This window comes from Acinetobacter chinensis, from assembly GCF_002165375.2.
In the GTDB taxonomy this organism is placed as follows: domain Bacteria; phylum Pseudomonadota; class Gammaproteobacteria; order Pseudomonadales; family Moraxellaceae; genus Acinetobacter; species Acinetobacter chinensis.
Map to the genome: position 1 here is coordinate 3,089,577 of NZ_CP032134.1, position 23,360 is coordinate 3,112,936.

Below are 23,360 nucleotides of genomic sequence, written 5' to 3' on the forward strand. Positions count from 1 at the left end.
GTAAAATTTCATCAGAACTTACTTGTAAATGGGTCAAATAGACACAATCTATACAGTAGAGCGTTGCCTTTATCCAAGACACGAGCAACGTCATCTACACAAGGAGTTACCTCATGATGTTGGCTGATCCAAGTAAAAAATACCGTCGCATGTACCAGCGTGTAGACTTGCCTGACCGTCAATGGCCTGACAACGAAATCAATAAAGCGCCTATCTGGATGAGCACGGATCTTCGTGATGGTAACCAGGCGATTTTCGAACCGATGAACATTGAACAGAAGTTCAAAATGTTCCAGATGCTGGTGAAAATCGGTTTCAAACATATTGAAATTGGCTTCCCTTCAGCGTCTCAGGTGGACTTTGATTTCACACGTAAACTGATTGAAGAAGGTCATATTCCTGAAGATGTTTATATCGAAGTTTTAGTACAGGCACGTGATCATTTGATTGCACGTACGTTTGAATCTTTACAAGGTGCAAAGCGTGCCATCGTGCATATTTACAACTCAAACTCTCCAACTTTCCGTCAGAAAGTGTTGAATGTTGATGTTGCAGGTGCAAAACAACTGGCAATCAATGCTGCAACCAAAGTCAAAGAATATGCAGCTAAACAGCCTGAAACAGATTTTATTTTTCAGTACAGCCCTGAATGCTTTACTGCAACGGAACTGGAAGTTGCTAAAGACGTATGTGATGCTGTAACTGAAATCTGGGAAGCATCACCTGAAAATAAAGTGATCCTGAACTTACCTGCAACGGTTGAAGTTTCTGGTCCTCACGTTTATGCAGACCAGATTGAATGGATGCACCGTAACTTACAGCGTCGTGATGGTGTGATCATTTCAGTTCACTGTCATAACGACCGTGGTTGTGGGATCGCTGCATCTGAATTAGCCATCATGGCAGGTGCTGACCGTGTAGAAGGTTGTGTATTTGGTAATGGTGAACGTACTGGTAACGTCGACGTTGCTGCGATTGCATTGAACATGTACACCCAAGGTGTGCCATGTGAACTGGATTTCTCAAATATCAACGAAATCATCGCGACTGTTGAAGAATGCACAGGCTTACCTGTACACCCACGTCATCCGTATGCAGGTGACTTAGTATTTACAGCATTCTCAGGTTCACACCAGGATGCGATTAAAAAAGGTTTCGAGTTCCAGAAGAACGAAGAAATGTGGGATATGCCTTACTTGCCAATTGACCCGCGTGATTTAGGTCGTGACTACGATGCGGTGATCCGTGTTAACTCACAATCCGGTAAAGGTGGTATTGCGTACTTGTTGGAATCCAACTACAACGTGGTGTTACCTCGTCGTTTACAGGTTGAATTCTCTCAGGTGGTTCAGCAGGTTGCCGATGATGAAGGTGTGGAAGTCACCGCTCAACAGATCTGGACATTGTTCAAAGACACTTATGTTGCAGCCAAAGATGCGCATTATTCAGCGAAGAACTATCGTCTGTCAGATGAAAACGGCAATCAGGTGATTGAGCTTGATGTGGTTGTAAATGGTGAAACTCAGCATTTACGTGGTGAAGGCAACGGTCCGATTTCTGCAATTCTGAATGCACTTCAGTTGCCGATTGATGTTCTGAATTATGAAGAACGCGGTATCAGCTCTGGTGCACATGCCAAAGCACTGGCATTGATTGAACTTCAGGTTCAGGGTACAGGTAAATCTGCATTTGGTGCAGGCGTACATGACAATATTGTCACTTCATCCATTGAAGCGATTATTGCAGCAACCAACCGCCTGATTGAACAGGGTGTGTTAAGTACTGACCAGGTTATTGCTGCTGCTGTTTAAGCATTGCTTAGAAAATAAAAGACTTTAGAAAGGATACCCCAGATGGTATCCTTTCTTTTATTTCTTCACTCTAAAGAATTTAAGGCGAATTATTCCTGTGTCTTTACCAGTTGACTCAGTGGGTGTTGTCACCCCAGAAAAGTTTCAGTTTGAAGAGCCATTAGAGCTTGAATGCGGCCGAATCCTTCCACGTTTTGAAATTATGGTCGAAACTTATGGTGAGCTCAATGCAGACCGATCGAATGCGGTTTTAATCTGTCATGCACTGTCAGGACATCACCATGCTGCCGGTTATCATCATGAAGATGACAAAAAACCAGGATGGTGGGATGCCTGTATAGGTCCAGGAAAAGCCATCGACACTTCAAAGTTTTTTGTCGTTGCCTTAAACAATATTGGTGGATGCAGTGGTTCTACAGGACCCACTTCGCCGAACCCTGAAAATGAAAACCGTCCTTATGGACCGGATTTTCCATTGGTCACTGTCCGTGACTGGGTCAAAACTCAGGCGATGCTCTCTGACCGTATGGGTATAAATACCTGGTATGCTGTGATTGGTGGTTCTCTTGGTGGTATGCAGGCGCTGCAATGGTCTGTGGATTACCCTGACCGCCTGCAGAAATGCGTCATCATTGCCAGTGCACCTAAACTTTCAGCCCAGAATATTGCCTTTAACGAAGTTGCACGTCAGTCCATCTTATCTGACCCTGACTTTCATAATGGTCGATACCTGGAGCATGACAGCTATCCAAAACGTGGTTTAATTCTGGCACGCATGGTTGGACATATCACCTATCTGTCTGAAGAAGCCATGAAACAGAAATTTGGACGCGATCTGAAGTCCGGCAAATTTATGTACGGCTTTGATGTGGAATTCCAGGTGGAAAGCTATCTGCGTTATCAGGGTGAACAGTTCAGCCGTAATTTCGATGCCAACACTTATCTGATCATGACCAAGGCACTGGACTACTTTGATCCATCGCGTGAGTATGAACAGTCATTGAAAAAAGCGATGGCAAACACAAAATGTCAGTTTATGGTGATCTCGTTTACCACTGACTGGCGCTTCACTCCACAACGCTCTCAGGAGATTGTGGATGCCCTGATCAGCAACCATAAACCGGTCAGTTATCTGGACATTGATGCAGAACAGGGACATGACTCCTTCCTGTTCCCTATTCCTTTATATGTCAAATCCTTACGTGCCTTTTTAGGTGGGGTTGAACACCTGAATGCAACACCACGGGAGACAGTATAATGCGTATTGATCATCAGCTTGCAGAGACATGGATTAAACCCGATTCCAAAGTGCTTGACCTCGGTTGTGGTGATGGTGAACTGCTGGCGCATATGAGCAAAAAACACAATATCCGTGCCTATGGTCTGGAAATTGACCAGGAAAAGATTGCAATTGCAGTCAGTAGAGGGTTAAATATTATACAGCAGGACTTAAACCTCGGTTTGAGTCGTTTTGCCGACCAGTCTTTTGACTATGTTGTCATGGCACAGGCTTTGCAAGCCGTAGATGCACCAGACGTTTTATTACGTGACATGGTGCGCGTGGGAAAACAGGCAATTATTACTTTTCCAAACTTTGCACACTGGAAGACCCGTTCTTTCCTGGCACTGAAAGGAAAAATGCCTGTTTCTGAAGCCCTACCCTATATGTGGTACAACACGCCTAATATTCATTTATGTACTTTCCGTGACTTTGAAGCTTTATGTGCTGAAAATAACATCCGGATTATTAACCGACTCGCCGTAAATGGGGACCAGCAAGGTAGTTTACTCAGTAAACATCTCCCGAATCTGTTTGGTGAAGTCGCAATTTATCGAGTGAGCGCTCTATGAAAAAAATATTATTCAGCACACTGGTTGTTGGACTGTTCAGCATTCAGACTCATGCAGACTATGTAGCTCCTGCCCCATCTGTTTCAAGTCAGGCAGCACAGTATTCTGTAATGGACATTAACAGCCTGAGCAAAGCTGCAAAAGCAGGTCAGCCTGGCGCACAGTTTTACCTGGCAACCAAATATCAGCATGGTAAAGATGTACAGAAAGATGACCATCAGGCATTTGCCTGGTATAAAGCAGCTGCCGATCAGGGACTGTCTCCTGCTCAGCTGAATGTTGGCCGTATGCTTGCTGATGGTATCGGAACCCGAAAAGACGAAGCGCTTGCCCGTAAATATTTTGAAAAAGCGGCCAGTCATGGTGATAACCGCGCCAGCTTTAACCTTGCCATGATGGATGAGCAGAAGAAAAACTACATGGGTGCTTACCAGTGGTATGAACTGTCCACACGTGACGGTATGCTGGATAATAAAGTCATCAACATGTCTGAAGCGAAAAAAACCGCTCTGGCTGCCAACCTGACACCAGATCAGATCCGTACTGCGCGTGACCGTGCAGACCAATGGATTCAGGCACAGTAAGCTGTATTTTGAAAAACCAAAGCACCTACGGGTGCTTTTTTATTTACCAGAACCAATGCTTTTTCATCGCACCTAAAAACTCTTGTGTAATTGGATAACCTGAAGCAGAACCAATGACAGAATCAATATCGCATGATGGACACATCGCAGTATCATCATGATCGACCCACTTCGTTATCTCCTGATAATCGAAAATATCCAGACAATAAAAACAGCCACACGTATCACTTTCACTCAAAAGCTTACGGTGACAACTTGATGTTTTATGCGCTGCGATAATGTCTGATGAGTCAAAATTTTTCATATTTTTATTATCAATGATTGAAGGTATTAGCAATAAGCTAGCTGAGAAATCACGATTTATCAAATTCCGTATTTACCTTTTTAAAGTATATAAAGTCGATCACAGTCATATTTTTCCACAGCAGGAACTGTAATGATGAGCTGAATATTCAAATAAAAATACGGAAATTAAATGAAATCAGTCGTCTGTCAGAATGCCGAATTAAAAATAGAACACTTAACTGAACTGCTCCCTGCCAAAGGTCAGGTACTGCTGGACGTAATCCGCTGCGGAATCTGTGGCAGTGACTTACACATGCAGCACAACTGCGACCATATGCATAACCTCGCTGCAAAAGTTGGCTTTAAGGGACTTGCCAGAAATTCAGATAAGTTTGTCATGGGACATGAATTTTGCGGAAAAATTGTCGATTATGGACCAAAGACACGTAAAAAATTCAAAACAGATACCCTGGTCTGTGCCATGCCTTTATTACAACTGGAGGATTTGGGTTATCAGTCTACAGGGCTGTCACCCAATGCATCGGGTGGCTATGCGGAACAGGTTTTAGTCCAGTCCAGCCTGATGTTTGAAGTACCCAATGGTTTAGATGCAGACAGTGCTGCCATGACTGAACCGATGGCAGTTGCCTTGCATGCTGTTCGACGCAGCCGGATTAAAACCAGTGAACCTGCCATCGTGATCGGTTGTGGTCCTGTCGGACTGGGTATTATTTTGATGTTAAAAGCTGCTGGTGTGAAAAAAGTCATCGCCAGTGACTTCTCAGCTAACCGTCGCAAACTGGCTGAGCGTTGTGGTGCAGATGCAGTGATTGATCCTGCACAGAACTCCCCTTTTGAAAACTGGAAAGAGCTTGGTTTACTGGGCGATGCAGCCGAAGCACTGAATTATGGTTTAGGTCTTTTTGATAAAATTCAGGCGACAGGTATGCCGTGGTGGCATGCATGGCGTGTCGCAGATAAACTTGGTGCATTGCCAAAACGTCCTGTTATTTTTGAATGTGTGGGCGTTCCTGGAATCCTGCAACAGATCATTGATGGCGCACCGCTACTGTCCAAAATTATTGGCGTAGGTGTCTGCATGCAAAGTGACCGTATTGAGCCTGCTCTTGCTATTAATAAAGAAATCGAAATGCAGTTTGTTCTGGGCTATACCCCTTTAGAATTTCGCGATGCTTTACACATGATTGCAGAAGGCAAAATTGATTGCTCACCGCTGATTACAGGTATCGTGGGTTTAGATGGCGTGATCAATGCATTTTCTGCACTGCGTGACCCTGAGCAGCACGCAAAAATCCTGGTTGATCCAAAAAAAACGGGGGGTGATATTAATATTATTAAAAAATAATAAAAGTATTTATCGATACTTTTATGCTATTCCATTTTCGATCCTAAAGGTATAATTTAATATTTATTAACAAGATAGATAAATTATGCCAACATGGTTAGAAGATGTAATAAAAGGTCTAAATAATATAGATGGTATAGGGACTCTTCAGGAAATTTATGATGCCGTCTCAACTTTACGACCAGAACCACATCCCAAAAGCTATACTGCTATTATAAGAAGAACATTAGAATCAAACTCTTCTGATTCAGAAGCTTTTAATAAAAAAAATGATCTTTTTTATTCTGTTAATGGGATAGGTGGCGGTATTTGGGGAATCCGTACGTCATTAAATTCCACACCTGTAGCTAAAGACATTGATAACCCAGACTTACCTAATGGGAATCAAAATCCTAATAAATCTTTAACTACTACATATCGAATTTTAAGAGATACTCAATTAGCGATAAAAATAAAAAAACTTTACAATAATAAATGTCAGATTTGTAATCTAACAATTCCCTTAAAGAACGGAAATTTTTATTCAGAAGCACATCATATAATCCCTTTAGGAAAGCATAACGGATCTGATACACCTGAAAATATCATAGTACTATGCCCAAATCATCACGTCATGATGGATTATGGTTTAATCCCTTTAAAAATTAATGAAATTTACATCCATAAAAAACATAATATTTGTAAAAAAAGTATTAAATATCATAATCAAATCATATTTGAGAAACAGAATAATTTATAAATAAATTCACCACTAAAATCCGTTAAAATACCCTCCACGACTCAAACTCAGAGCAATTGAAATGTCTGCACAAGATTGGTTATCCCAGGGCACACTGGTACTCGCAAGTAATAACAAAGGCAAAATTGCTGAATTTGAAAAACTGTTTGCCGAATTAGCCCTACCCGTTGAAGTGATCCCTCAGGGAAAACTCAATATCGAAGACGCGATTGAAGATGGTTTAAGTTTTATTGAAAATGCCATTATCAAAGCACGTCATGCCTCTAAAATTTCAGGTAAACCTGCAATTGCAGATGACTCAGGAATCTGTGTCCCTGTTTTAGGTGGTGCGCCTGGTATCTACTCTGCACGTTATGCAGGTGAACACGGCGATGATGCTGCCAATAATGCAAAACTGCTGGCAGACCTAAAACCTTATCGCCAGGATGGAAACCCAGTTCAAGGCATGTTCGTCTGTGTTCTTGCATTTGTACAACATGCAGAAGACCCGCTTCCGCAAATTTTCCAGGGCATCTGGCAAGGTGAAGTTCTGGAGCAGGCACGTGGTGAAAATGGCTTTGGTTATGATCCTTTATTCTGGTTACCCGAACTGAACCTCTCAAGTGCTGAAATGAGTAAGGAAGAAAAGAATAAAATCAGCCACCGTGGTCAGGCAATGCAGTTATTTAAAGCAAGTTTAGAGAAGTAAATCCCTATGAGAATCCCCTCCTTTTTCAAAGGAGGGTTAGGGTTGATTCAAAGCTATGATAAGAAAGACTTTCTATTACTTAAATCATTTACAATAAATGAACCACCACGCCATAAATCACACAGACCACCACACTGACCATTGTCCCCGAAGCGATGTATTTGGCTGAAATACCTGTACCCTGATAATCAGTTTCCAGTGCCACAATATTGGCGGCTGGGGGTAAACAGAACAATAAAAACATCACGCCAATATAAGTATTGATCTGGGGAAGTGGCAGAAAAAAATAAGCCAGTCCACACAGAATCAGACCACAGAACATTTTCAGTACAGCAAGTTTAGCGCTGGTCTGTATGTCCGCCCAGTGTACTTTGGTTTTTCTCAGCCACATGCCCAGAACGCACATGCCTGCAAAACTCATACTCCATTTTGCCAGGGTGTAAATCCATTCAACCAGCAGAGTATTCTGAAACTGCTGTACATCAAAACAACGTAAAACACCCGCAATCATCAAGGCAATCACAGGCGGAGACTGGAGCATTTTTTTCAACAGATACAGCTTTGCCTGCGGTTCAGAACTGACTGAAGTCACTGCCCAGGAGTTACCAAAAATTGAAACGCCGATATACAGAGGAATCATTGCCATGCTGTGTTCTGTGCCAAAAATGGCAATCGCAACAGGAAACCCAAGCCATGCCATATTGGTATAACTGAAACATAATGAAGCCAGACGGTCTCTGGAAAGTTTCAGATAAACAATGAACAGAATAAAACAGGAAAAAAAGGCAAACAGAATCAGCATGACACTGCCTGTTTTGTAGAACACCATATTGTAAATAATCACAACAGGAATCAGCAGTCTTGCCAGCAGCATGGACAACAGCGGTTTCAGCTGAGTAGCGACAGCAGCTGATGCAAGCATAAGCCCGCAGATGAATGCCGCCAGAGGAAATAGCAAAGCCAAGTTCGGTCATCCTTGATTGGGTCACTTATGCTATCACGTCATTTTGGTTGCTGTCAGAAACATCCCGTTCATAGCTACTGAAAAATCAATGTCGTAAAACTGCAATACAGATGTCACATCGCTGTCACACAGACCTGTTGAGATAGTTGCAATAAAACAGGAGATATAAACATGGCTGGATTATCAATTTGGCACGTTGTGATTTTCGCAATTGTGGTCATTTTACTGTTTGGTACGTCCAAACTGAAAAACCTCGGCAAAGACGTGGGTGGTGCGGTCAAGGATTTTAAAAAATCCATTAAGGAAGATGAAGCTGAATCAGCGCAGTTAAAAGATCCCCGTACGATTGAAGCAGATGTTAAAAGCACTGAAAGCTCGGTAAAAAGCTAAGCAGGTGATCTCATGCTGAACCTGGGAATGACTGAAATACTGTGTTTTGCCATCATTGCTTTACTGGTGCTGGGTCCTGACAAACTTCCGGAAGCTGCACGTTTTGCGGGTAAATGGTACAACAAGATCAAACGTATGATCAGTAATGTTCAGAATGATATTGATCGTGAACTGCGTATGTCTGAATTACGTGAACAGATGCAGAATGAAATGAAGCGTATTCAGGAACTGGAATCAAAAATGCAGGCTCAGATGAGTCAGCTACAGCAACAGACTGTATATCCAGCTGAGCAGCCACAAAAACAGCCTCTTTATTATTATCCATTTACACCCACAGTAAAACCCTGCCTGGCACACCGACCAGATATTAAAACCTTCGTTAAACAGCCAGATACTGAACTTAGCGACACAAAACAAGAAATTACACCACTGAAGGTAGCCGTTTAATGAGACATTCAGATACGCAACCTGCTCTCCCTCATCATATGGAGCAAACTCCTCCTTTTGAGGAAATGCCATTAACAAAGCATCTGATTATTCTTCGGCGTCATCTGTTTAAAATTGTGGGGCTGATCATTGTTCTGTTTTTTTGCTTACTTCCCTTTGCAAATAAAACCTACCAGATGATGTCAGAACCTTTACGGGCGCAGTTGCCTGTTTCATCGTCAATGATTGCGACAGATGTTACAGCGACCTTTATGGCACCATTTAAGCTGAACTTCTTCATTGCTCTTATGCTGGCGATGCCTTTTATCATTTATCAGATCTGGGCATTTGTGAAACCGGCATTGTATGAAAAAGAGAAATCGCTGGCTTTACCATTACTGCTGGGCAGTATTTCCCTGTTTTATGCAGGAATCGCTTTTGCGTACTTTGTCGCACTGCCTTCCATCCTGCATTTCTTTATCAGTGTATCACCCGAAACAGTCGCCCCCATGACTGACATCAACAGTTATCTGAGCTTCTGTCTTAAGCTGTTCCTGGTTTTTGGTCTGACCTTTGAAATACCTGTCATTACCCTTCTGCTGATCATTATTGGACTGGTGTCTACACAGCAGTTGATTGAAAAAAGAAGATTTATTATTGTTGGCTGTTTTTTTGTTGCCATGTTCGTTACTCCGCCCGATGCACTGTCAATGATCATGCTTGCTGTTCCGATGTGGCTGCTATTTGAGATTGGTTTATTTTTAGGAAAACTCATCGAGAAAAAACGCGAAGCGGATGCTTAAATCATAATACCAATAATAACTTCAGCAGGCTTTTTTGCCTGCTTTTTTGACGCCTGAAAATGCCTCAGATCATTTCATGTTTTTGACATATAAGCTTCACCGCTTTGTCATATTGACTCTTTACCTTATTTGTAACTTTCCAAAAATGACCAAGCATAGACGCTAGGAAAACTTATGACTGAGCAAATGCCTTTTAACGATGATTATGATAGTAACAATTCGGGGAATGCTGAATTTTCAGAACTGTTTAATAAGAAAATTACACGTCGTGACTTAATCACAAAAACTGCGGGAGGGGCTGTTGCACTGACGCTGGCAGCTTCTTTGACAGGTTGTAACGACGATGACAACAACGAGCTGACGCCAACCACACCTGTAGCACCTGATAAAAATAAAACACCGGATTCATTAAAATTTAAAGCAGTCAATAAAAACGTACTGGATCAGGTTACTGTTCCTGAAGGTTATGAAGCACGTGTTCTTTATGCACTTGGTGACCCGATATCCAATGGACTCTCAGAATGGGACGAAAATAATATTCCAACAGGCGCGTCTTTTGTACGTCGCTCAGGAGAATGTCATGATGGTATGACTTTCTTTGGCATGACCAGTGACCGCTTTGATGCAAACCAGTCAGACTCAGGTTTACTGGTGATGAATCATGAATATGTCGATGACAAAAAAATTCTGCATCCTGCTGTCAATACAATCAGTGCAGCAGTCCGCTCAGAAGATGAAGCGCTGCGTGAAATTAACTGTCACGGCGTTTCAGTGATTGAACTGAAAAAAGACAGCAAAACACAGCTGGTCGGCATCAACAAGGCTTCCGTATTCAACCGCCGTATTACCGCTGCATCACGCATTGAATATACCGGCCCAGTAAAAGGCAGTGATCTGGTTAAAACCCGATTCAGTCCAAATGGTGACTTCGGTTTAGGCACCATTAACAACTGTGGTAACGGTTATACCCCTTGGGGCACCTACCTGACCACTGAAGAAAACTTTAACCAGTATTTCTCCCGTGATGATGCAGGTCGCGATGCCAACAGTATTGTGGCACTGGATCGTTATAAGATTCCTGCGGCAAGCTCATACAAATGGCATACCGTAAAAGCGACTGAAGACTCACGTACAAATGATATTAAAGACCTGAATATTCAGGACATCTATGATCGCTGGTTAACCAAAGTATCTGGTGCTGAAGCAAAAGATGACTTCCGTAACACGACCAACACTTTTGGCTGGATTGTAGAGATTGATCCATTTAATGGCAGTCACTACCCTGTCAAGCGTACTGCACTTGGTCGTTTTGCTCACGAAGACTGCCGTGCAAGCCGTGCGATTGCAGGTCAGCCACTCGCATTTTATATGGGTGATGACTCTCAGGGCGAATACATCTATAAGTTTGTCTCTGATGCACTTTGGGATGCCAAAGATGTCAATGGTGGTTATACCGCTGGTGACAAATACATGAACAGTGGCAAACTTTATGTTGCGAAGTTTAACTTCGATACCGCTACACAGAAATCAACAGGCGAATGGGTAGAACTGAATATCAAAAACCCACTGATCGCAGCTTATGCAAAATACAGATTTGCAGATCAGGCTGACGTACTGGTGAATACCCGCCTTGCAGCAGATGCTGTTGGCGCAACAAAAATGGATCGTCCTGAGTGGGTTGCTGTCAATCCTAAAAATGGTGAAGTCTACGTAACCTTAACCAACAACAGCAGCCGTGGTACTTCTCATCCTCTGGATGCTGCAAACCCGCGTAACTATGCAGATGCTGACAAAGGCGGTAACCCTAAAGGAAATATCAACGGTCATATCATCCGCTTCAAAGAAACGGGAGATGTAGTGACCGCATCAACCTTCACCTGGGATATTTTCCTTTTTGGTGCTGAAGAAGACTCTGTACAGGACGTTAATCTGTCAAAACTCGGTGCTGACAATGACTTCTCAAGCCCAGACGGTATGTGGTTCGATCCACGTGGTGTTCTGTGGATTCAGACAGATGATGGTTCTTATACGGATGAAACCAACTGTATGATGCTTGCGGCACTTCCAGGTCAGGTTGGTGATGGTCAGGTAAAAACCTCTGCTGGTCTGGCAACGCCTACAGGTGCAGAACTGGATAACACAAAACTCCGTCGTTTCCTCACAGGTCCTGCGGGTTGTGAAATTACCGGTGTGACCATGACACCTGACTACAAAGCTATCTTTATCAACATTCAGCACCCAGGAAACAGCTGGCCTGCAAACCACCCATCTGCACTGAATCTAAGTAAGGCAGTTTTAGGCTCCCGTCCGCGCTCTGCAACACTGGTCATTACCCGTAAAGACGGCGGTGCAATTGCTGGCGAAGCACTGGAAACCACCAAAGCTTAAAAACCTCATTATCAAAAAAGCCGACTTCATGTCGGCTTTTTTATTTCACGATCACTCAGGCTGTTTTCAGTGGCAGACGCAGATCAACCATTTGCCCCTGAGTTTCGCCCTGCTGACTTTTTTCCAGCCAGTGAATATCAGCATGATTGATTCTCAGAAAATTGGAACATCGGGTTCCATACACTGGACTCTGAATAAATGTCGAAGACAGCAGTTCCTCCATCTGAGCATCAATACCTGTCTCAGGAAGTAATGCCGGGATAATTTTCCGCTCATCTTCCAGCAGTTCCCATACCGCATGCTGTAAATCTGCTTCTGAAACACTCTGCTCATTTCCTGACAGCTGGAGCATCGGTAAAAATTCCTGTGTGAAACGTTTACGCAAATGTCGGGTTTTTTCCCAGTCATCACTCATCAGCCCATTGGATACGACATATACGCCTTTGGGCAAAACCTGAGGAGCTTCTCCTCTGTTGCTCATATAGACCGCCTGCTGTACGTTTCCCATAAACAGATTAAAGCCTGCATAATCCCGCTGATTTTTTTCTAGCTCCTGGGCAAAACGGATCGGTGTCTGATCCGACTCCAGATATGAGCGGATGAGATCACCCCGTGAAGTTGGATAGCTCTGCCTGTCTGCCCCATCCCTGAAATTGGTCACGATTGCCCAGCGTCCCTGTTCCGTTACCCCCATCCAGCTGCCACCGGACTGTAAATCCTGTCCAGCCACCACCGGACTGTCCTGCCATTGGTGCAGACCGCGGGTCGGACGATGATAAAACTCATCCCGATTTGAAATCAGGCATAAAGGCATGTCTTCAAGGACCTGCCATGCAAACGCAACAATACACATATTTCAGGCTCAATATCTTTACACACTGAATGTACAACATTTTTCATCTCTTTCAGCTAAAATCTGTGCAAAGTAAAATGACAAGGAACAGGAATGCTGACCTATCCGAATATTGACCCCATTGCTGTTGCTTTGGGACCACTACAGGTTCACTGGTATGGACTGATGTATTTACTGGCATTTTTATTTGCCTGGGGACTTGCAACACATCGTGCCAGACAACGGGATGGCTGGACCTCTGAAATGGTGTCTGACCTGATTTTCTATGGCGCGCTGGGTGTCGTGGTCGGTGGTCGTGTGGGTTATGTCTTCTTTTATGGCTTTGAGCAGTTCCTTGCCAACCCTCTGTGGCTGTTCCAGGTCTGGACAGGAGGCATGAGTTTCCACGGCGGATTCCTTGGTGTCATGATTGCCATGCTGCTCTGGTGTAAAAAATACAACAAGACATGGTTTCAGACCCTGGATTTCATTGCACCCTGTGTTCCGACCGGTCTCATGTTTGGTCGTATCGGGAACTTTATTGGGGGTGAACTTTACGGACGTCCCGTCGGTGACCCCAACTTTGCACTGGGCATGATTTTCCCAACCGACCCACTGGGTCTGGTCAGACATCCGTCACAGCTGTATCAGGCACTGGCTGAAGGTCTGATTCTGTTTATTGTACTGTGGTGGTTCAGCTCGAAGCCCCGTCCACGTTACGCTGTTTCTGCTCTGTTCCTGATCGGTTATGGTATTGCCCGCTTTACTGTCGAGTTCTTCCGCGAACCGGATAACGGACAGTTATTTATTGCCTGGATGAGTAAAGGTCAGTTCCTGACTATTCCAATGATTCTGGCTGGTGCTGCGATGATGTGGTACGCCTACCAGAAGAAAATTTATGACTGGGGTCCTCAGAAAAATACGACCCATTAATCCTTAAAATGAAGAGTAAAACCTGTTTTTATTCTTCATTCATATTCTGTTTTACTGACTGTTTTCGCTGAATGCCACTATGCTTGAGTTCTGGTTTGATCCCACAGTATCCGTACTGAAAAAGTTCCTGATTCTGATCTCCATTTCGGTACTGACCGCTGTACTGTACTGGATGGCTCCCTTAAAACCCGATGCAATCTTAATGTTTGCAGGAACGGGTGTTATTTTTCTGATCTGCCGTTACTGCAAAATTCATTTTGCCGCAGAAAACCCGACGGGACTGCTGTATCGCTTACTGACCTGGATACCGCTTGCTTTAATCCTGGCACTGGTTTTCATGAATATTCAGTCAGGTGAAATACTGATTCCTGGTGCTCAGGGTATCGGATTTATGGCGATTGCCATCTGTCTGTTTTCCCCACTGTCTTTGCTTCATCAGAACAGTTCATCGGAACAGAAGAAATAAACATGCTGGATTACTGGTATTCAGAACGCTGTAACCGCCAGATCAGGCTGATCATCTGTATCAGTACCTGTGTGCTGATTTATATGTGCACGACAGTTGCACAACTGTCCACAACACTGACACTGCTCTGCCTGGCAATGGGTATAGGACTGCATCTGCTGTATCAGCTGAAATCCCGTATCAATGTCAAAGCGCAGTATCAGCGGGGTATCAATATTCTGATGGGACTTGTGCCTTTTATCGTTTTACTGAACCTGATTCTGTGGTTGCCTCAGGAGCATCAGGTCATCCTGTTGCTTCAATGCATCGGATTTATTGCTTTGGGGTTATTTACCGTGTCCATCTATGACAACCGCGCACGGCGGCATGAATAAACAGCGCACATAAAAAAGGTCTGCACATCGGTCAGACCTTTTTTATTGAATCAGAATCAGTGATCCAGACGGTAATAACTGTAATTTACATTTTTATTCCGATAAACCGCATAACCTGACTGCTTATAGTCAGATACCCAGTTTGAACCTGAATAACCGGCAATATGCCCATACTTACTCGAACCGTTGCGGTCAATAATATAGATATCGCCTTTTTTAGGATTTTCAAAAGAAGGGTTGATTTTACGATAACCAATTTTAGTCAAGGTACCACCCCAGTCCGCTGCGGCAACAGGATGTCCTTTCACTTTAGCTCCGGCAGACTCAAGTGCAACACGGATACTTCTGGCACAACGCTGAGTACTGGTCAGGCGGGTAATGGACTGAAGTTTCTGGGTAAACTTGTCAATATCAACACGCTGTGCACTGGCTGATGTGTAGCTTTTCGCTCTGGATGATGTTTGCGAACCGTGATCTGTAGACCCTGAACGTAACGCAACTCTTACCTCGGCTGGAGCATATACATCACTGCTCACATCTGTTCCCTGATCGTAAATCATTCCTGAACCATAACCTCTTTTGAAACACTATAACATTTTTCAAGTCAGGCGATGGTACGCCCCTGAGCCAGAAATTTCATGAAAAAATATGTAAAAAAGTTTGAGTTTGTAAATACATATCGTTCAAGTGATTATTTTACATTCATTTTTTAAAAATATTTTTTGACCGACCTGCTGTTCATAATTTTATATTCTGCCTGTAGATTATTCTGATTTACTGTTTTCAGACACTGACAGCGAAGCTCTGACGGTTTAAAAAAACCATCCATTACGTATAAACTGATATATTATGATGTCCCTGAAAAACCAGACGCATGCACTGGATTTCAGCATACAGACCATCCATACAGTTTGAGAATTTTATGAGAACGTATTTAGACCTTCTGCAACATATCCTGGACAACGGCGGCGACAAAGGCGACCGTACCGGTACAGGTACCCGTTCGGTATTTGGTCATCAGATGCGTTTTGATTTAAACCAGGGTTTTCCTTTACTGACCACAAAAAAAGTTCATTTCCGCTCTATTGTGATTGAACTGCTGTGGTTCCTCAAAGGCGACACCAATGTTCAGTATTTACAGGACAACAAAGTCTCCATCTGGGATGAATGGTCAACTGCCGAACAGACTGCGCGTTTTGGACGTCCAGCAGGAGAGCTTGGACCTGTTTATGGTCATCAGTGGCGTAATTTTGGCGCAACCGAAAAAGCAGATGGTTTATATGAGCAGAATGGATTTGATCAGATCAAATGGCTCATCAATGAAATTAAAACCAATCCAAATTCACGCCGTCTGATTGTATCTGGATGGAATCCAAACGAAGCAGGACGGGTTGCTTTACCTCCATGTCATACCCTGTTTCAGTTCTTCGTCCATAACGGAAAACTCTCCTGTCAGCTGTATCAGCGCAGTGCAGATGTATTTCTGGGGGTACCGTTCAACATTGCAAGTTATGCCTTGCTGACCCATATGATTGCTCAGGTCTGTGGACTGGGTGTCGGTGATTTTGTCTGGACTGGCGGCGATACACATTTATATGCCAACCATTTTGAACAGGCACAGTTACAACTGACCCGTGAACCTTTGCCATTGTGCCAGCTGAAACTGAACCCCGAAATTAAAGATATTTTTGATTTTAAATTTGAAGATATTGAAATTACAGGCTACGAATCACACCCTGCCATCAAAGCACCTGTTGCTGTCTGATTCCTGCGGCTTTTCTGTATTTTCCTTTTATCTCCCCCTTACGAGGGGGGACTTCTATATCAAAGTCTGAAACTGAGAATGAAACATGGCTTTTAAAAATTTCGAAGTTGTACACGTTGTGGCAATGGATCAGCAGAACTGCATTGGTAAAGGCAATGATTTGCCGTGGCACATTTCCGCAGACTTGAAACACTTTAAGGAAATCACTCAGGGCGGTGTCGTGCTCATGGGCAGAAAAACACTGGAGTCGATGGGCAGAGCTTTACCCAAGCGCGTCAACTGGGTGATCACCCGGGATACCCGCTGGTCATTTGATACAGTCAAAACAGCGCACAGCATCGAAGAAGCACTGCAACTTGCAACAACTGATGTACTCGCATCTGAAAAGCCAAACAGTATTTTTATTATCGGTGGCGGTGAAATTTTTAAGCAGACCATTGATATTGCTGACCGTCTTGAACTGACTCATGTCGAACTCGATGTCCAGGGAGATGCCCACTACCCTGCTGTACCTGCTGAGTTCCATAAAACAGCTTCTGAAAAACATATTGACGACAAAACAGGCATTGCTTTTGAGTTCGCAACTTATCAAAAATAAGTAAAACCATAAGCATAAATATGTCGCATGCCAACAACAGATAAAAAGGAATTTATCAGAACCGTTGCCGTAGGGTTTCTGCATTTTATATTCAGCCTGGCAGTCCTGCTCAGCTCGCTTTGGCTGTGCATGGCACTCTGGTTCCAGGCACCTGTCAGTCCACTTTTCAGCAAACTGCTGATGGGTTTATGGATACTGTTTGCACTGAGTATTTTAGGCATCTATTTTACGGGGCATATTTTCAGCCGCACTAAAGATATTCTACTTTATCTGATTATTTTCATCCTCAGTCTGTGCTGGTACTTCAGTATTGAACCCCGTCAGGACAGACAGTGGAATCCTGAAGTCGCCCGCATGCTCAGTTATGAAAAACAAGGCAATCTGGTGACGCTGCATAATGTCCGTAATTTTAACTGGCATGCAGATGGCAGCTATGATGAACGCTGGGAAACCCGCCAGTATGATCTGAACAGTATTACAGGCATCAATATTATTACCTCTTACTGGATGGGACCTCAGATTGCACATACCCTGGTGAGTTTTGATTTTGCCAATGCGGCACCCCTGACCTTTTCCATCGAAATCAGAAAAGAGCAGAATGAAGAATTTTCAGCACTGGGTGGATTTTTCAGAAAATACGAACTCAGCCTGATTGCATCGGATGAAAAAGATATTGTGTTTACCCGCAGCAATATCCGCAAAGAACAGGTTTATTTCTTCCCTGTTCAGATGCCCCGTCCCGAAATGAAAGCACTCTTTGAAGAATATCTGCAGAAAGCAGATCAGCTTGCCGATACTCCACGCTGGTACAACACTTTGACCAGTAACTGTACGACACTGATTTTTGACATGGTACAGGCCGTGACATGGCAGCCTTTACCTATCGATTACCGCTTGCTGGCATCGGGCTATCTGCCTAATTATATGTATGATTTAAAAGCCCTGGATCAACAGCTGACTTTACAGCAATGGTATCAGACCGCCCATATCAACCCTCGCGTACAGGATCATGACACCCTCAGCAGTGCCCGTTTTTCAGCACTGGCCCGTCAGGGATTACCCTTATCTGACGCCTATTAAAATAAAGATACAATTCCTGCTGGAGCTGTTCACAATTATTTGTTTATATGTAGGCAAGTCATTTAAAACATGAGTATTTCCATAATGTTAAAAAACTTACTTGCAGTTGGGGTTATCGGTACAGCTATTCTTGTCACAGGTTGCCAGACCACACCAAATGCAGCAGCAGGCATCCAGGCAAATAACCTGAGCCTGTTACAGAGCAAGACCTGGTATCTGACCCAGATTGGTCATACTGAAATTAAAACAACAGCAGACCGTAACACACCAACCTTGCAGTTTGACCAGGCAACTCAGCGTCTGAGCGGTTCTGATGGCTGTAACCGCATTATGGGCAGTTATACCGCTGGGCGTGACACGCTGACCCTGGGACCTGTAGCTTCTACCCGCATGGCATGTCTGAACAACAGCAATATTGACCAGCAGTTTAATGAAGCGCTGGCAAAAACCGCTAATTATCAGGCTTATGGCAAAACCCTGAAACTGACCGACCGACATGGCAATGTTGTCCTTCAGTTCACCAGTGAAGTCCCACAGCAGTAAGATCAAAAAAGCCTGATTTCAGGCTTTTTTCTTTTTTCAGCAGCATGGACATTGCAGCTTGATGATTCGTCCCTATATACATACTGAAAATAAAATAAGGAAGCAGTTATGCAACAGGCTTTATTAGGCGGTGGATGCTTCTGGTGTGTCGAAGCCGTATTTCTGCAGCTCAAAGGTGTGACTCAGGTCATCAGTGGTTATGCAGGCGGAAATACCGTTCAGCCCAGCTATGAAGATATCTGTCGTGGCGACACCGAGCATGCTGAAGTCATTCAGGTAGAATTTGATGAAAATCAGATCAGTTATGAGCAGTTGCTGAATGTATTTTTTGCAACACATGACCCGACTACACTGAACCGTCAGGGCAATGACATTGGGACTCAGTACCGTTCTGTGATCTATTATTATAATGATGAACAGAAACAGACCGCAGACCAGCTCATACAGCAACTCAAGGAAGAAGGTCTGGACATCGTGACTGAAGTCAGTCCTGTACCTGTGTTTTATGTTGCCGAAGAATATCATCAGAACTTCTTTGCCAGAAATCCTGCACAGGGCTACTGTAATTTCGCGATTCCACCGAAACTGATGAAACTGCAAAGTAAATTTCAGGAACTGCTCAAAGACTGAACACCGGGTTCATGCATAAAAAGTACACCCTTTATTCGCCATAAAATCATCTGCTGTCCTCAGCAGATTTTTTATTGATGGATCCGTATTTTTCAGATCATCGCATCTGGTAATATCAAAAAACTGAAAATCTTAAACAAACAGTTGAAAAATATCAGGTTCATCTGCATAGTCAGACTCAAATTCCTGATCTTTAAAATAACGATACAAAATGAAAAAAACTGCCCTGATCCTCTCCATCTGTTCACTGTTTATGCTGTCTGCCTGCAGCACACCCGAACAGCGTGCCTTCAAAAAAGCCACCAAAGAAGCGCAATCCGGCAAAGTAGATGCCCAGATTCAGCTGGCGGACATGTATCTGAATGCTCAGGGCACTGAAAAAAATGTACAGGAAGCCACCCGCTGGTATATTCAGGCAGCACAGCAGCAGGATACCCGGGCTTTTCAGTGGTTAAGACAGCAGGCACTTCAGGGAAATACTCAGGCAGCCACAACCATGACCCAGCTGATTGAACGTGGTAATGTACATTTTGCCCAGTGGATGCTGACACTCGCAGAACAGGGAGACAGTCAGGCACAATACGCAGCAGGCTGGATGTATGACACAGGAAAAGGACTGATCAAAGATAAGAGTAAAGCACAGTACTGGTATCAGAAAGCCGCCGATCAGGGCAATGTATTGGCAAAACAGGTACTGGGAAATATGTATTATTTTAATAAAATTCCTTCAGACGATCCAGAAACCGGTATCGAATATTTAAAAACAGCAGCACTGGAAAATAAAAACAATGATGCTGCGGTCAAAGTCGCACATTATTATCACTATGACGTCAGAGATGGACAACAGGCACTGAACTGGTACAGAAAATCTGCAGAACTGGGCGATCAGCATTCACAGCAGATGGTCGATACCTATGAACAGTGGAAAAATGAAGGACCGCTTGAAATACCGACTGCTGAAAACTCAGAAACAGATCCATCAGCTGAGTAAACATTAAAAAAGGACTGCATCATGCAGTCCTTTTTTAACACAGTTTCATTGACGTTTTTATCAATCAGGCTTTTACAGCAGTCTTCCAGCTGAAGTCCTGAGTCTGACCTTTCAGCGTCATGGTCAGCTGATCGCCCGGTAACAGTGCAGCCACACCCGCAGGTGTTCCTGTCATCACCACATCACCTGGTTCCAGGCTGAACACCTGACTGATATCGACCAGTAAAGTCCCGATATCAAACAGCAGCAGTGCAGTATCCCCTGACTGACGTAATTCATCATTGATATGCAGAGTGTAATGCACATCTGCCCAGTCCTTGATTTCTGAACGGCTGACCCAGTCGCCCAGCATACAGGAACCATCAAATGCTTTGGCACGCTCCCAGGGCTGTCCTTTCTTTTTCAGGTCATCCTGTAAATCACGTAAAGTCAGATCCAGCCCCAGTGTTACTGCGCCGATTGCCTCAAGTGCTCTGATCGGATCAGTTTCCTGCTTTAAAGGCTGATCAATACGTAATGTCAGTTCACATTCATAATGACAGTTTCCCCACTCAGGGTTCCAGGAAATACCCTCATCGAGTGAAATCAGGCTGCTCGGCGGTTTAATAAATAACACCGGACGGTCTGGAATTGCATTTCCAAGTTCTTTTGCATGATCTGCATAAATGCGACCAATACAGACAATTTTAGATGGACGTGAACTCATAGTCTGGCGTGCTCCTGTATTTCCATATCGCTGATTTGCACTTTTTCATGATTATTGTGCATCGTGCTCTTTAAGCACCTGCTCAGTTTAAACATCAGTATGAAAAAGTGCTGTTACATCTGTTTTACTTTTTAAATGTATTTTCAAATACAGTCTGATCAGCCTGAGTTTCAAAAGCACGTTTCGGTACAATCACCACAGTACGGCTTTTCATCTCAATCATATACGTCAGTTTACCAACAGCAAAATTCTGTACATCATGATAATGAATCATCTGTTTACGCCCATTGGCATACAGTTCAGCATGATCCTGATACAGATCCATACCCTGCTCACTTTTCCCGAACTGATATTTTACAAACTGGCGTTTAAACATCATCGGTAAAAACCAGTATCGCATAATGATCTGAAGTAACAGGAAAAAAGTACCCAGCGCAATATAGTAACGCCCTACGCCCTCAAACCCGATCATAAAGCCCCAGACAATAATACCTATACTGACCAGTGGGGTAATAAAGCGTGTAATCTGTTTTTTGCCAAAGGTAGCAAGGGAAAAACCATCCTGAGATTCTTCAAGATTCAGGTAATAACGCAAAGATAAAGCAGGCTTAGTCTCAGACATCGAACAATCATCAAATTGGCTATAACTGTTCTGGATTCTACACTGAATTTCCAGTTTTCCTCAGGTTTTTCCCTTTCAGATACATCATGTCACTACATTTTTCTGGAAAAATGGTAAAAATGACATTCAGAAAAATAAAAATGCAGATGGAACACTATGCGCATAATGCAATGGAAACTGCTCCTGGTCACGACACTGATCTGTAGCAGCAGCTGGGCGAAACTGACTGACTGGACCGACAATGTCCCTTCCAGTCTTTCACTGTTCAACAACAGTGCCGAAGAACTTGCGGGGCTGACTGCCAACCGTATTGTGATTTTTGCCCACCCTGTACAGCAGATTCATCTGCCCACCATGAAAAGCAATACTAAAACCTCAGCCCGTTTTTACAGTGGTGCAGTGGTCATTCCAACCAGCAACCAGAACATTGCAAAACTGCTTTCCACCTACAGCGGTTATGCAGGGCTTTTTCCCACAGTGAAATCTGTCAGAATCCTGGAGCAGAAAGACAGTATCAGTCAGGTCAGATATTCCATTCATATCCCGACTCCAATTCCAGTACTGAACTTTAAAGAAAATATCACCATGCAGCATCATCTGACTGCAAACAGCATTTCAAGCCTGGTGATAGATGCACCGATTCCGTATGGTGCAGGAAAACTGGAATGGTTTGATCTGGGCAACAATAAAACCCTGGTGACGATTACTCAATGGGGCGACCTGACTCAGCCCAAAGGTTTTATTTTCAGTAAAATTTTAAAAGCATTGCCTGAAGTCCGGCTTGGTATGCCCGCTGGTACAGATGCTTTTCTGCTTGAAGCACTGCAACGCCGCTACAGACCATCCAGCGCCACGCCATTAAAAGCAGGTGAATTGCCCTATCCATCACTGAACAGTCAGCAGATGCAGAAAATTGCCAGTCTAAGCCAGCAATCACAGGAACCTGTTTCTTTTATTCTGCCGCAAAATCAGGTGCCCTATACCCATGGTATGGAAAATATGCGTTTCACCACCAGCTACCAGTATTATGCTGCCACACCGGAAGCCTTACAACCCTGGCTGAAACCCACTGCATACAAAACGCTGTTTCCACGTCAGGTCAAACAGATTAAAAGCACCGCTGCAGGCAATAATGCAGAAGATGCTGCATTTAAAATTTCAGTCGGTCTGGGCGTGATCAGCATTCCCTTCGATTTTCAGATGCGCTTTCAATATCCTGATGCCACGCAGAACAGTTTTTATGCCAATGGTGGAGATTTAAAATTTGTGCGGGGTGCAATGCGGATCATTCCACAAAAAAATGGAACCCTGCTTAATGTCATCAGCGCTGTAAAAATTGATGAAAAAGCTCCGTTTCTGCTCAGGGCAATGCGCAGTCTCCCTTATCATGAGATACTGCCTGCTGTGGGTGGAAATACCGTTTTCACGTTAAAAATAAAGCAGAAACTGAAATAATTTTTTCATATTTGATGAATATTATAGACACAAAAAAACCGCATAAAATATGCGGTTTTTTTCATTTTAC

At 43.6% G+C, this 23,360-nt stretch carries 27 protein-coding genes; 21 read left to right on the forward strand and 6 right to left on the reverse strand.

The window, feature by feature from the left end; all coding sequences use genetic code 11:
* Positions 1–113: 113 nt before the first annotated feature.
* The 4 genes from leuA to CDG60_RS15635 all read left to right on the forward strand — a co-directional run bounded on the left by leuA (position 114) and on the right by CDG60_RS15635 (position 4,246).
* Entirely contained in the window at positions 114–1,811 is a 1,698-nt protein-coding gene (gene leuA, locus CDG60_RS15620) for a 2-isopropylmalate synthase (RefSeq protein ID WP_087512764.1), read from the forward strand.
* Between the two features lie 97 nt (positions 1,812–1,908).
* Positions 1,909–3,069 (forward strand): homoserine O-succinyltransferase MetX, encoded by a 1,161-nt coding sequence (gene metX / locus CDG60_RS15625; RefSeq protein WP_087512765.1) that lies wholly within the window; start codon positions 1,909–1,911, stop codon positions 3,067–3,069.
* The gene (gene metW, locus CDG60_RS15630) at positions 3,069–3,662 is read left to right on the forward strand and encodes a methionine biosynthesis protein MetW (protein ID WP_087512766.1); all 594 of its coding nucleotides are present in this window, start codon (positions 3,069–3,071) and stop codon (positions 3,660–3,662) included. The genes metX and metW overlap by 1 nt, the downstream gene beginning before the upstream one ends.
* Positions 3,659–4,246, forward strand: a complete 588-nt coding sequence (locus CDG60_RS15635) for a tetratricopeptide repeat protein (protein ID WP_087512767.1) — start codon at positions 3,659–3,661, stop codon at positions 4,244–4,246. Before metW ends, CDG60_RS15635 begins: the two co-directional genes overlap by 4 nt.
* A 43-nt stretch (positions 4,247–4,289) precedes the next feature.
* Here CDG60_RS15635 and CDG60_RS15640 read toward each other — a convergent pair whose 3' ends face one another.
* Positions 4,290–4,613, reverse strand: a complete 324-nt coding sequence (locus CDG60_RS15640) for a cytoplasmic protein (RefSeq protein WP_264757126.1) — start codon at positions 4,611–4,613, stop codon at positions 4,290–4,292.
* Positions 4,614–4,721: 108 nt separating this feature from the next.
* Here CDG60_RS15640 and CDG60_RS15645 point away from each other — a divergent pair, with 108 nt between their 5' ends.
* From CDG60_RS15645 to rdgB, 3 genes are all read left to right on the forward strand, one after another.
* Positions 4,722–5,897, forward strand: coding sequence for a zinc-binding dehydrogenase (locus CDG60_RS15645; protein ID WP_087512769.1), 1,176 nt, complete (start codon positions 4,722–4,724; stop codon positions 5,895–5,897).
* Between the two features lie 85 nt (positions 5,898–5,982).
* On the forward strand, positions 5,983–6,636 hold the full coding sequence (locus tag CDG60_RS15650) for an HNH endonuclease (protein ID WP_087512770.1): 654 nt from the start codon (positions 5,983–5,985) through the stop codon (positions 6,634–6,636).
* Positions 6,637–6,697: 61 nt separating this feature from the next.
* Positions 6,698–7,324 carry an RdgB/HAM1 family non-canonical purine NTP pyrophosphatase gene (rdgB, locus tag CDG60_RS15655; protein ID WP_087512771.1) on the forward strand — a complete coding sequence of 209 codons (627 nt, stop codon included), beginning with the start codon at positions 6,698–6,700 and terminating at the stop codon, positions 7,322–7,324.
* An 88-nt stretch (positions 7,325–7,412) separates the two neighbouring features.
* On the opposite strand, the gene CDG60_RS15660 is transcribed toward rdgB, so the two are convergent.
* On the reverse strand, positions 7,413–8,288 hold the full coding sequence (locus CDG60_RS15660) for an AEC family transporter (RefSeq protein ID WP_087512772.1): 876 nt from the start codon (positions 8,286–8,288) through the stop codon (positions 7,413–7,415).
* Positions 8,289–8,459: 171 nt separating this feature from the next.
* Here CDG60_RS15660 and CDG60_RS15665 point away from each other — a divergent pair, with 171 nt between their 5' ends.
* From CDG60_RS15665 to CDG60_RS15680, 4 genes are all read left to right on the forward strand, one after another.
* Positions 8,460–8,678, forward strand: a complete 219-nt coding sequence (locus tag CDG60_RS15665; protein WP_087512773.1) for a Sec-independent protein translocase subunit TatA — start codon at positions 8,460–8,462, stop codon at positions 8,676–8,678.
* A gap of 12 nt (positions 8,679–8,690) precedes the next feature.
* Positions 8,691–9,125: a Sec-independent protein translocase protein TatB gene (tatB, locus tag CDG60_RS15670; protein ID WP_087512774.1), complete on the forward strand. Its 435-nt coding sequence runs from the start codon at positions 8,691–8,693 to the stop codon at positions 9,123–9,125.
* A gap of 38 nt (positions 9,126–9,163) precedes the next feature.
* On the forward strand, positions 9,164–9,907 hold the full coding sequence (gene tatC / locus CDG60_RS15675) for a twin-arginine translocase subunit TatC (RefSeq protein WP_171405521.1): 744 nt from the start codon (positions 9,164–9,166) through the stop codon (positions 9,905–9,907).
* A gap of 174 nt (positions 9,908–10,081) precedes the next feature.
* Positions 10,082–12,295 carry a PhoX family protein gene (locus tag CDG60_RS15680; protein ID WP_087512776.1) on the forward strand — a complete coding sequence of 738 codons (2,214 nt, stop codon included), beginning with the start codon at positions 10,082–10,084 and terminating at the stop codon, positions 12,293–12,295.
* 55 nt (positions 12,296–12,350) lie between these two features.
* Here CDG60_RS15680 and CDG60_RS15685 read toward each other — a convergent pair whose 3' ends face one another.
* Positions 12,351–13,148, reverse strand: a complete 798-nt coding sequence (locus CDG60_RS15685) for an NRDE family protein (RefSeq protein ID WP_087512777.1) — start codon at positions 13,146–13,148, stop codon at positions 12,351–12,353.
* A gap of 93 nt (positions 13,149–13,241) precedes the next feature.
* Between CDG60_RS15685 and lgt the strand changes: the two genes are divergently transcribed.
* The 3 genes from lgt (at position 13,242) to CDG60_RS15700 (ending at position 14,900) form a co-directional block, all read left to right on the forward strand.
* Positions 13,242–14,060 carry a prolipoprotein diacylglyceryl transferase gene (gene lgt / locus CDG60_RS15690; RefSeq protein ID WP_087512778.1) on the forward strand — a complete coding sequence of 273 codons (819 nt, stop codon included), beginning with the start codon at positions 13,242–13,244 and terminating at the stop codon, positions 14,058–14,060.
* 79 nt (positions 14,061–14,139) lie between these two features.
* Positions 14,140–14,526 (forward strand): hypothetical protein, encoded by a 387-nt coding sequence (locus CDG60_RS15695; protein WP_087512779.1) that lies wholly within the window; start codon positions 14,140–14,142, stop codon positions 14,524–14,526.
* Positions 14,527–14,528: 2 nt separating this feature from the next.
* On the forward strand, positions 14,529–14,900 hold the full coding sequence (locus CDG60_RS15700; RefSeq protein WP_087512780.1) for a hypothetical protein: 372 nt from the start codon (positions 14,529–14,531) through the stop codon (positions 14,898–14,900).
* 56 nt (positions 14,901–14,956) lie between these two features.
* Here the strand turns inward: CDG60_RS15700 and CDG60_RS15705 are convergent, their stop codons facing one another.
* The gene (locus CDG60_RS15705; RefSeq protein WP_087512781.1) at positions 14,957–15,460 is read right to left on the reverse strand and encodes a peptidoglycan amidohydrolase family protein; all 504 of its coding nucleotides are present in this window, start codon (positions 15,458–15,460) and stop codon (positions 14,957–14,959) included.
* 362 nt (positions 15,461–15,822) lie between these two features.
* Between CDG60_RS15705 and thyA the strand changes: the two genes are divergently transcribed.
* The 6 genes from thyA (at position 15,823) to CDG60_RS18565 (ending at position 20,507) form a co-directional block, all read left to right on the forward strand.
* Positions 15,823–16,665 carry a thymidylate synthase gene (gene thyA / locus CDG60_RS15710; protein WP_087512887.1) on the forward strand — a complete coding sequence of 281 codons (843 nt, stop codon included), beginning with the start codon at positions 15,823–15,825 and terminating at the stop codon, positions 16,663–16,665.
* Positions 16,666–16,750: 85 nt separating this feature from the next.
* The gene (locus CDG60_RS15715) at positions 16,751–17,263 is read left to right on the forward strand and encodes a dihydrofolate reductase (protein WP_087512782.1); all 513 of its coding nucleotides are present in this window, start codon (positions 16,751–16,753) and stop codon (positions 17,261–17,263) included.
* Between the two features lie 27 nt (positions 17,264–17,290).
* Positions 17,291–18,343: an Lnb N-terminal periplasmic domain-containing protein gene (locus tag CDG60_RS15720; protein ID WP_087512783.1), complete on the forward strand. Its 1,053-nt coding sequence runs from the start codon at positions 17,291–17,293 to the stop codon at positions 18,341–18,343.
* Between the two features lie 84 nt (positions 18,344–18,427).
* Positions 18,428–18,886, forward strand: a complete 459-nt coding sequence (locus tag CDG60_RS15725; RefSeq protein ID WP_087512784.1) for an META domain-containing protein — start codon at positions 18,428–18,430, stop codon at positions 18,884–18,886.
* 108 nt (positions 18,887–18,994) lie between these two features.
* Positions 18,995–19,516 (forward strand): peptide-methionine (S)-S-oxide reductase MsrA, encoded by a 522-nt coding sequence (gene msrA, locus CDG60_RS15730; protein WP_087512785.1) that lies wholly within the window; start codon positions 18,995–18,997, stop codon positions 19,514–19,516.
* 211 nt (positions 19,517–19,727) lie between these two features.
* Positions 19,728–20,507 (forward strand): tetratricopeptide repeat protein, encoded by a 780-nt coding sequence (locus tag CDG60_RS18565; RefSeq protein WP_087512786.1) that lies wholly within the window; start codon positions 19,728–19,730, stop codon positions 20,505–20,507.
* 64 nt (positions 20,508–20,571) lie between these two features.
* On the opposite strand, the gene CDG60_RS15740 is transcribed toward CDG60_RS18565, so the two are convergent.
* Positions 20,572–21,213 carry a fumarylacetoacetate hydrolase family protein gene (locus tag CDG60_RS15740; protein ID WP_087512787.1) on the reverse strand — a complete coding sequence of 214 codons (642 nt, stop codon included), beginning with the start codon at positions 21,211–21,213 and terminating at the stop codon, positions 20,572–20,574.
* 124 nt (positions 21,214–21,337) lie between these two features.
* The gene (locus CDG60_RS15745) at positions 21,338–21,835 is read right to left on the reverse strand and encodes a YcxB family protein (RefSeq protein WP_087512788.1); all 498 of its coding nucleotides are present in this window, start codon (positions 21,833–21,835) and stop codon (positions 21,338–21,340) included.
* A gap of 156 nt (positions 21,836–21,991) precedes the next feature.
* On the opposite strand from CDG60_RS15745, the gene CDG60_RS15750 reads away from it, so the two are divergent.
* Positions 21,992–23,290: a hypothetical protein gene (locus CDG60_RS15750; RefSeq protein ID WP_087512789.1), complete on the forward strand. Its 1,299-nt coding sequence runs from the start codon at positions 21,992–21,994 to the stop codon at positions 23,288–23,290.
* The last annotated feature ends 70 nt before the right edge of the window (positions 23,291–23,360 follow it).

Excerpts from the sequence above, each read along its gene's own strand:
- leuA (WP_087512764.1), top strand. The coding sequence starts at position 114 with ATGATGTTGGCTGATCCAAGTAAAAAATACCGTCGCATGTACCAGCGT.
- metW (WP_087512766.1), top strand. The coding sequence starts at position 3,069 with ATGCGTATTGATCATCAGCTTGCAGAGACATGGATTAAACCCGATTCC.
- CDG60_RS15635 (WP_087512767.1), top strand. The coding sequence starts at position 3,659 with ATGAAAAAAATATTATTCAGCACACTGGTTGTTGGACTGTTCAGCATT.
- CDG60_RS15645 (WP_087512769.1), top strand. The coding sequence starts at position 4,722 with ATGAAATCAGTCGTCTGTCAGAATGCCGAATTAAAAATAGAACACTTA.
- CDG60_RS15650 (WP_087512770.1), top strand. The coding sequence starts at position 5,983 with ATGCCAACATGGTTAGAAGATGTAATAAAAGGTCTAAATAATATAGAT.
- rdgB (WP_087512771.1), top strand. The coding sequence starts at position 6,698 with ATGTCTGCACAAGATTGGTTATCCCAGGGCACACTGGTACTCGCAAGT.
- CDG60_RS15665 (WP_087512773.1), top strand. The coding sequence starts at position 8,460 with ATGGCTGGATTATCAATTTGGCACGTTGTGATTTTCGCAATTGTGGTC.
- tatB (WP_087512774.1), top strand. The coding sequence starts at position 8,691 with ATGCTGAACCTGGGAATGACTGAAATACTGTGTTTTGCCATCATTGCT.
- tatC (WP_171405521.1), top strand. The coding sequence starts at position 9,164 with ATGGAGCAAACTCCTCCTTTTGAGGAAATGCCATTAACAAAGCATCTG.
- CDG60_RS15680 (WP_087512776.1), top strand. The coding sequence starts at position 10,082 with ATGACTGAGCAAATGCCTTTTAACGATGATTATGATAGTAACAATTCG.
- CDG60_RS15685 (WP_087512777.1), bottom strand. The coding sequence starts at position 13,148 with ATGTGTATTGTTGCGTTTGCATGGCAGGTCCTTGAAGACATGCCTTTA.
- lgt (WP_087512778.1), top strand. The coding sequence starts at position 13,242 with ATGCTGACCTATCCGAATATTGACCCCATTGCTGTTGCTTTGGGACCA.
- CDG60_RS15695 (WP_087512779.1), top strand. The coding sequence starts at position 14,140 with ATGCTTGAGTTCTGGTTTGATCCCACAGTATCCGTACTGAAAAAGTTC.
- CDG60_RS15700 (WP_087512780.1), top strand. The coding sequence starts at position 14,529 with ATGCTGGATTACTGGTATTCAGAACGCTGTAACCGCCAGATCAGGCTG.
- CDG60_RS15705 (WP_087512781.1), bottom strand. The coding sequence starts at position 15,460 with ATGATTTACGATCAGGGAACAGATGTGAGCAGTGATGTATATGCTCCA.
- thyA (WP_087512887.1), top strand. The coding sequence starts at position 15,823 with ATGAGAACGTATTTAGACCTTCTGCAACATATCCTGGACAACGGCGGC.
- CDG60_RS15715 (WP_087512782.1), top strand. The coding sequence starts at position 16,751 with ATGGCTTTTAAAAATTTCGAAGTTGTACACGTTGTGGCAATGGATCAG.
- CDG60_RS15720 (WP_087512783.1), top strand. The coding sequence starts at position 17,291 with ATGCCAACAACAGATAAAAAGGAATTTATCAGAACCGTTGCCGTAGGG.
- CDG60_RS15725 (WP_087512784.1), top strand. The coding sequence starts at position 18,428 with ATGTTAAAAAACTTACTTGCAGTTGGGGTTATCGGTACAGCTATTCTT.
- msrA (WP_087512785.1), top strand. The coding sequence starts at position 18,995 with ATGCAACAGGCTTTATTAGGCGGTGGATGCTTCTGGTGTGTCGAAGCC.
- CDG60_RS18565 (WP_087512786.1), top strand. The coding sequence starts at position 19,728 with ATGAAAAAAACTGCCCTGATCCTCTCCATCTGTTCACTGTTTATGCTG.
- CDG60_RS15740 (WP_087512787.1), bottom strand. The coding sequence starts at position 21,213 with ATGAGTTCACGTCCATCTAAAATTGTCTGTATTGGTCGCATTTATGCA.
- CDG60_RS15745 (WP_087512788.1), bottom strand. The coding sequence starts at position 21,835 with ATGTCTGAGACTAAGCCTGCTTTATCTTTGCGTTATTACCTGAATCTT.
- CDG60_RS15750 (WP_087512789.1), top strand. The coding sequence starts at position 21,992 with ATGCGCATAATGCAATGGAAACTGCTCCTGGTCACGACACTGATCTGT.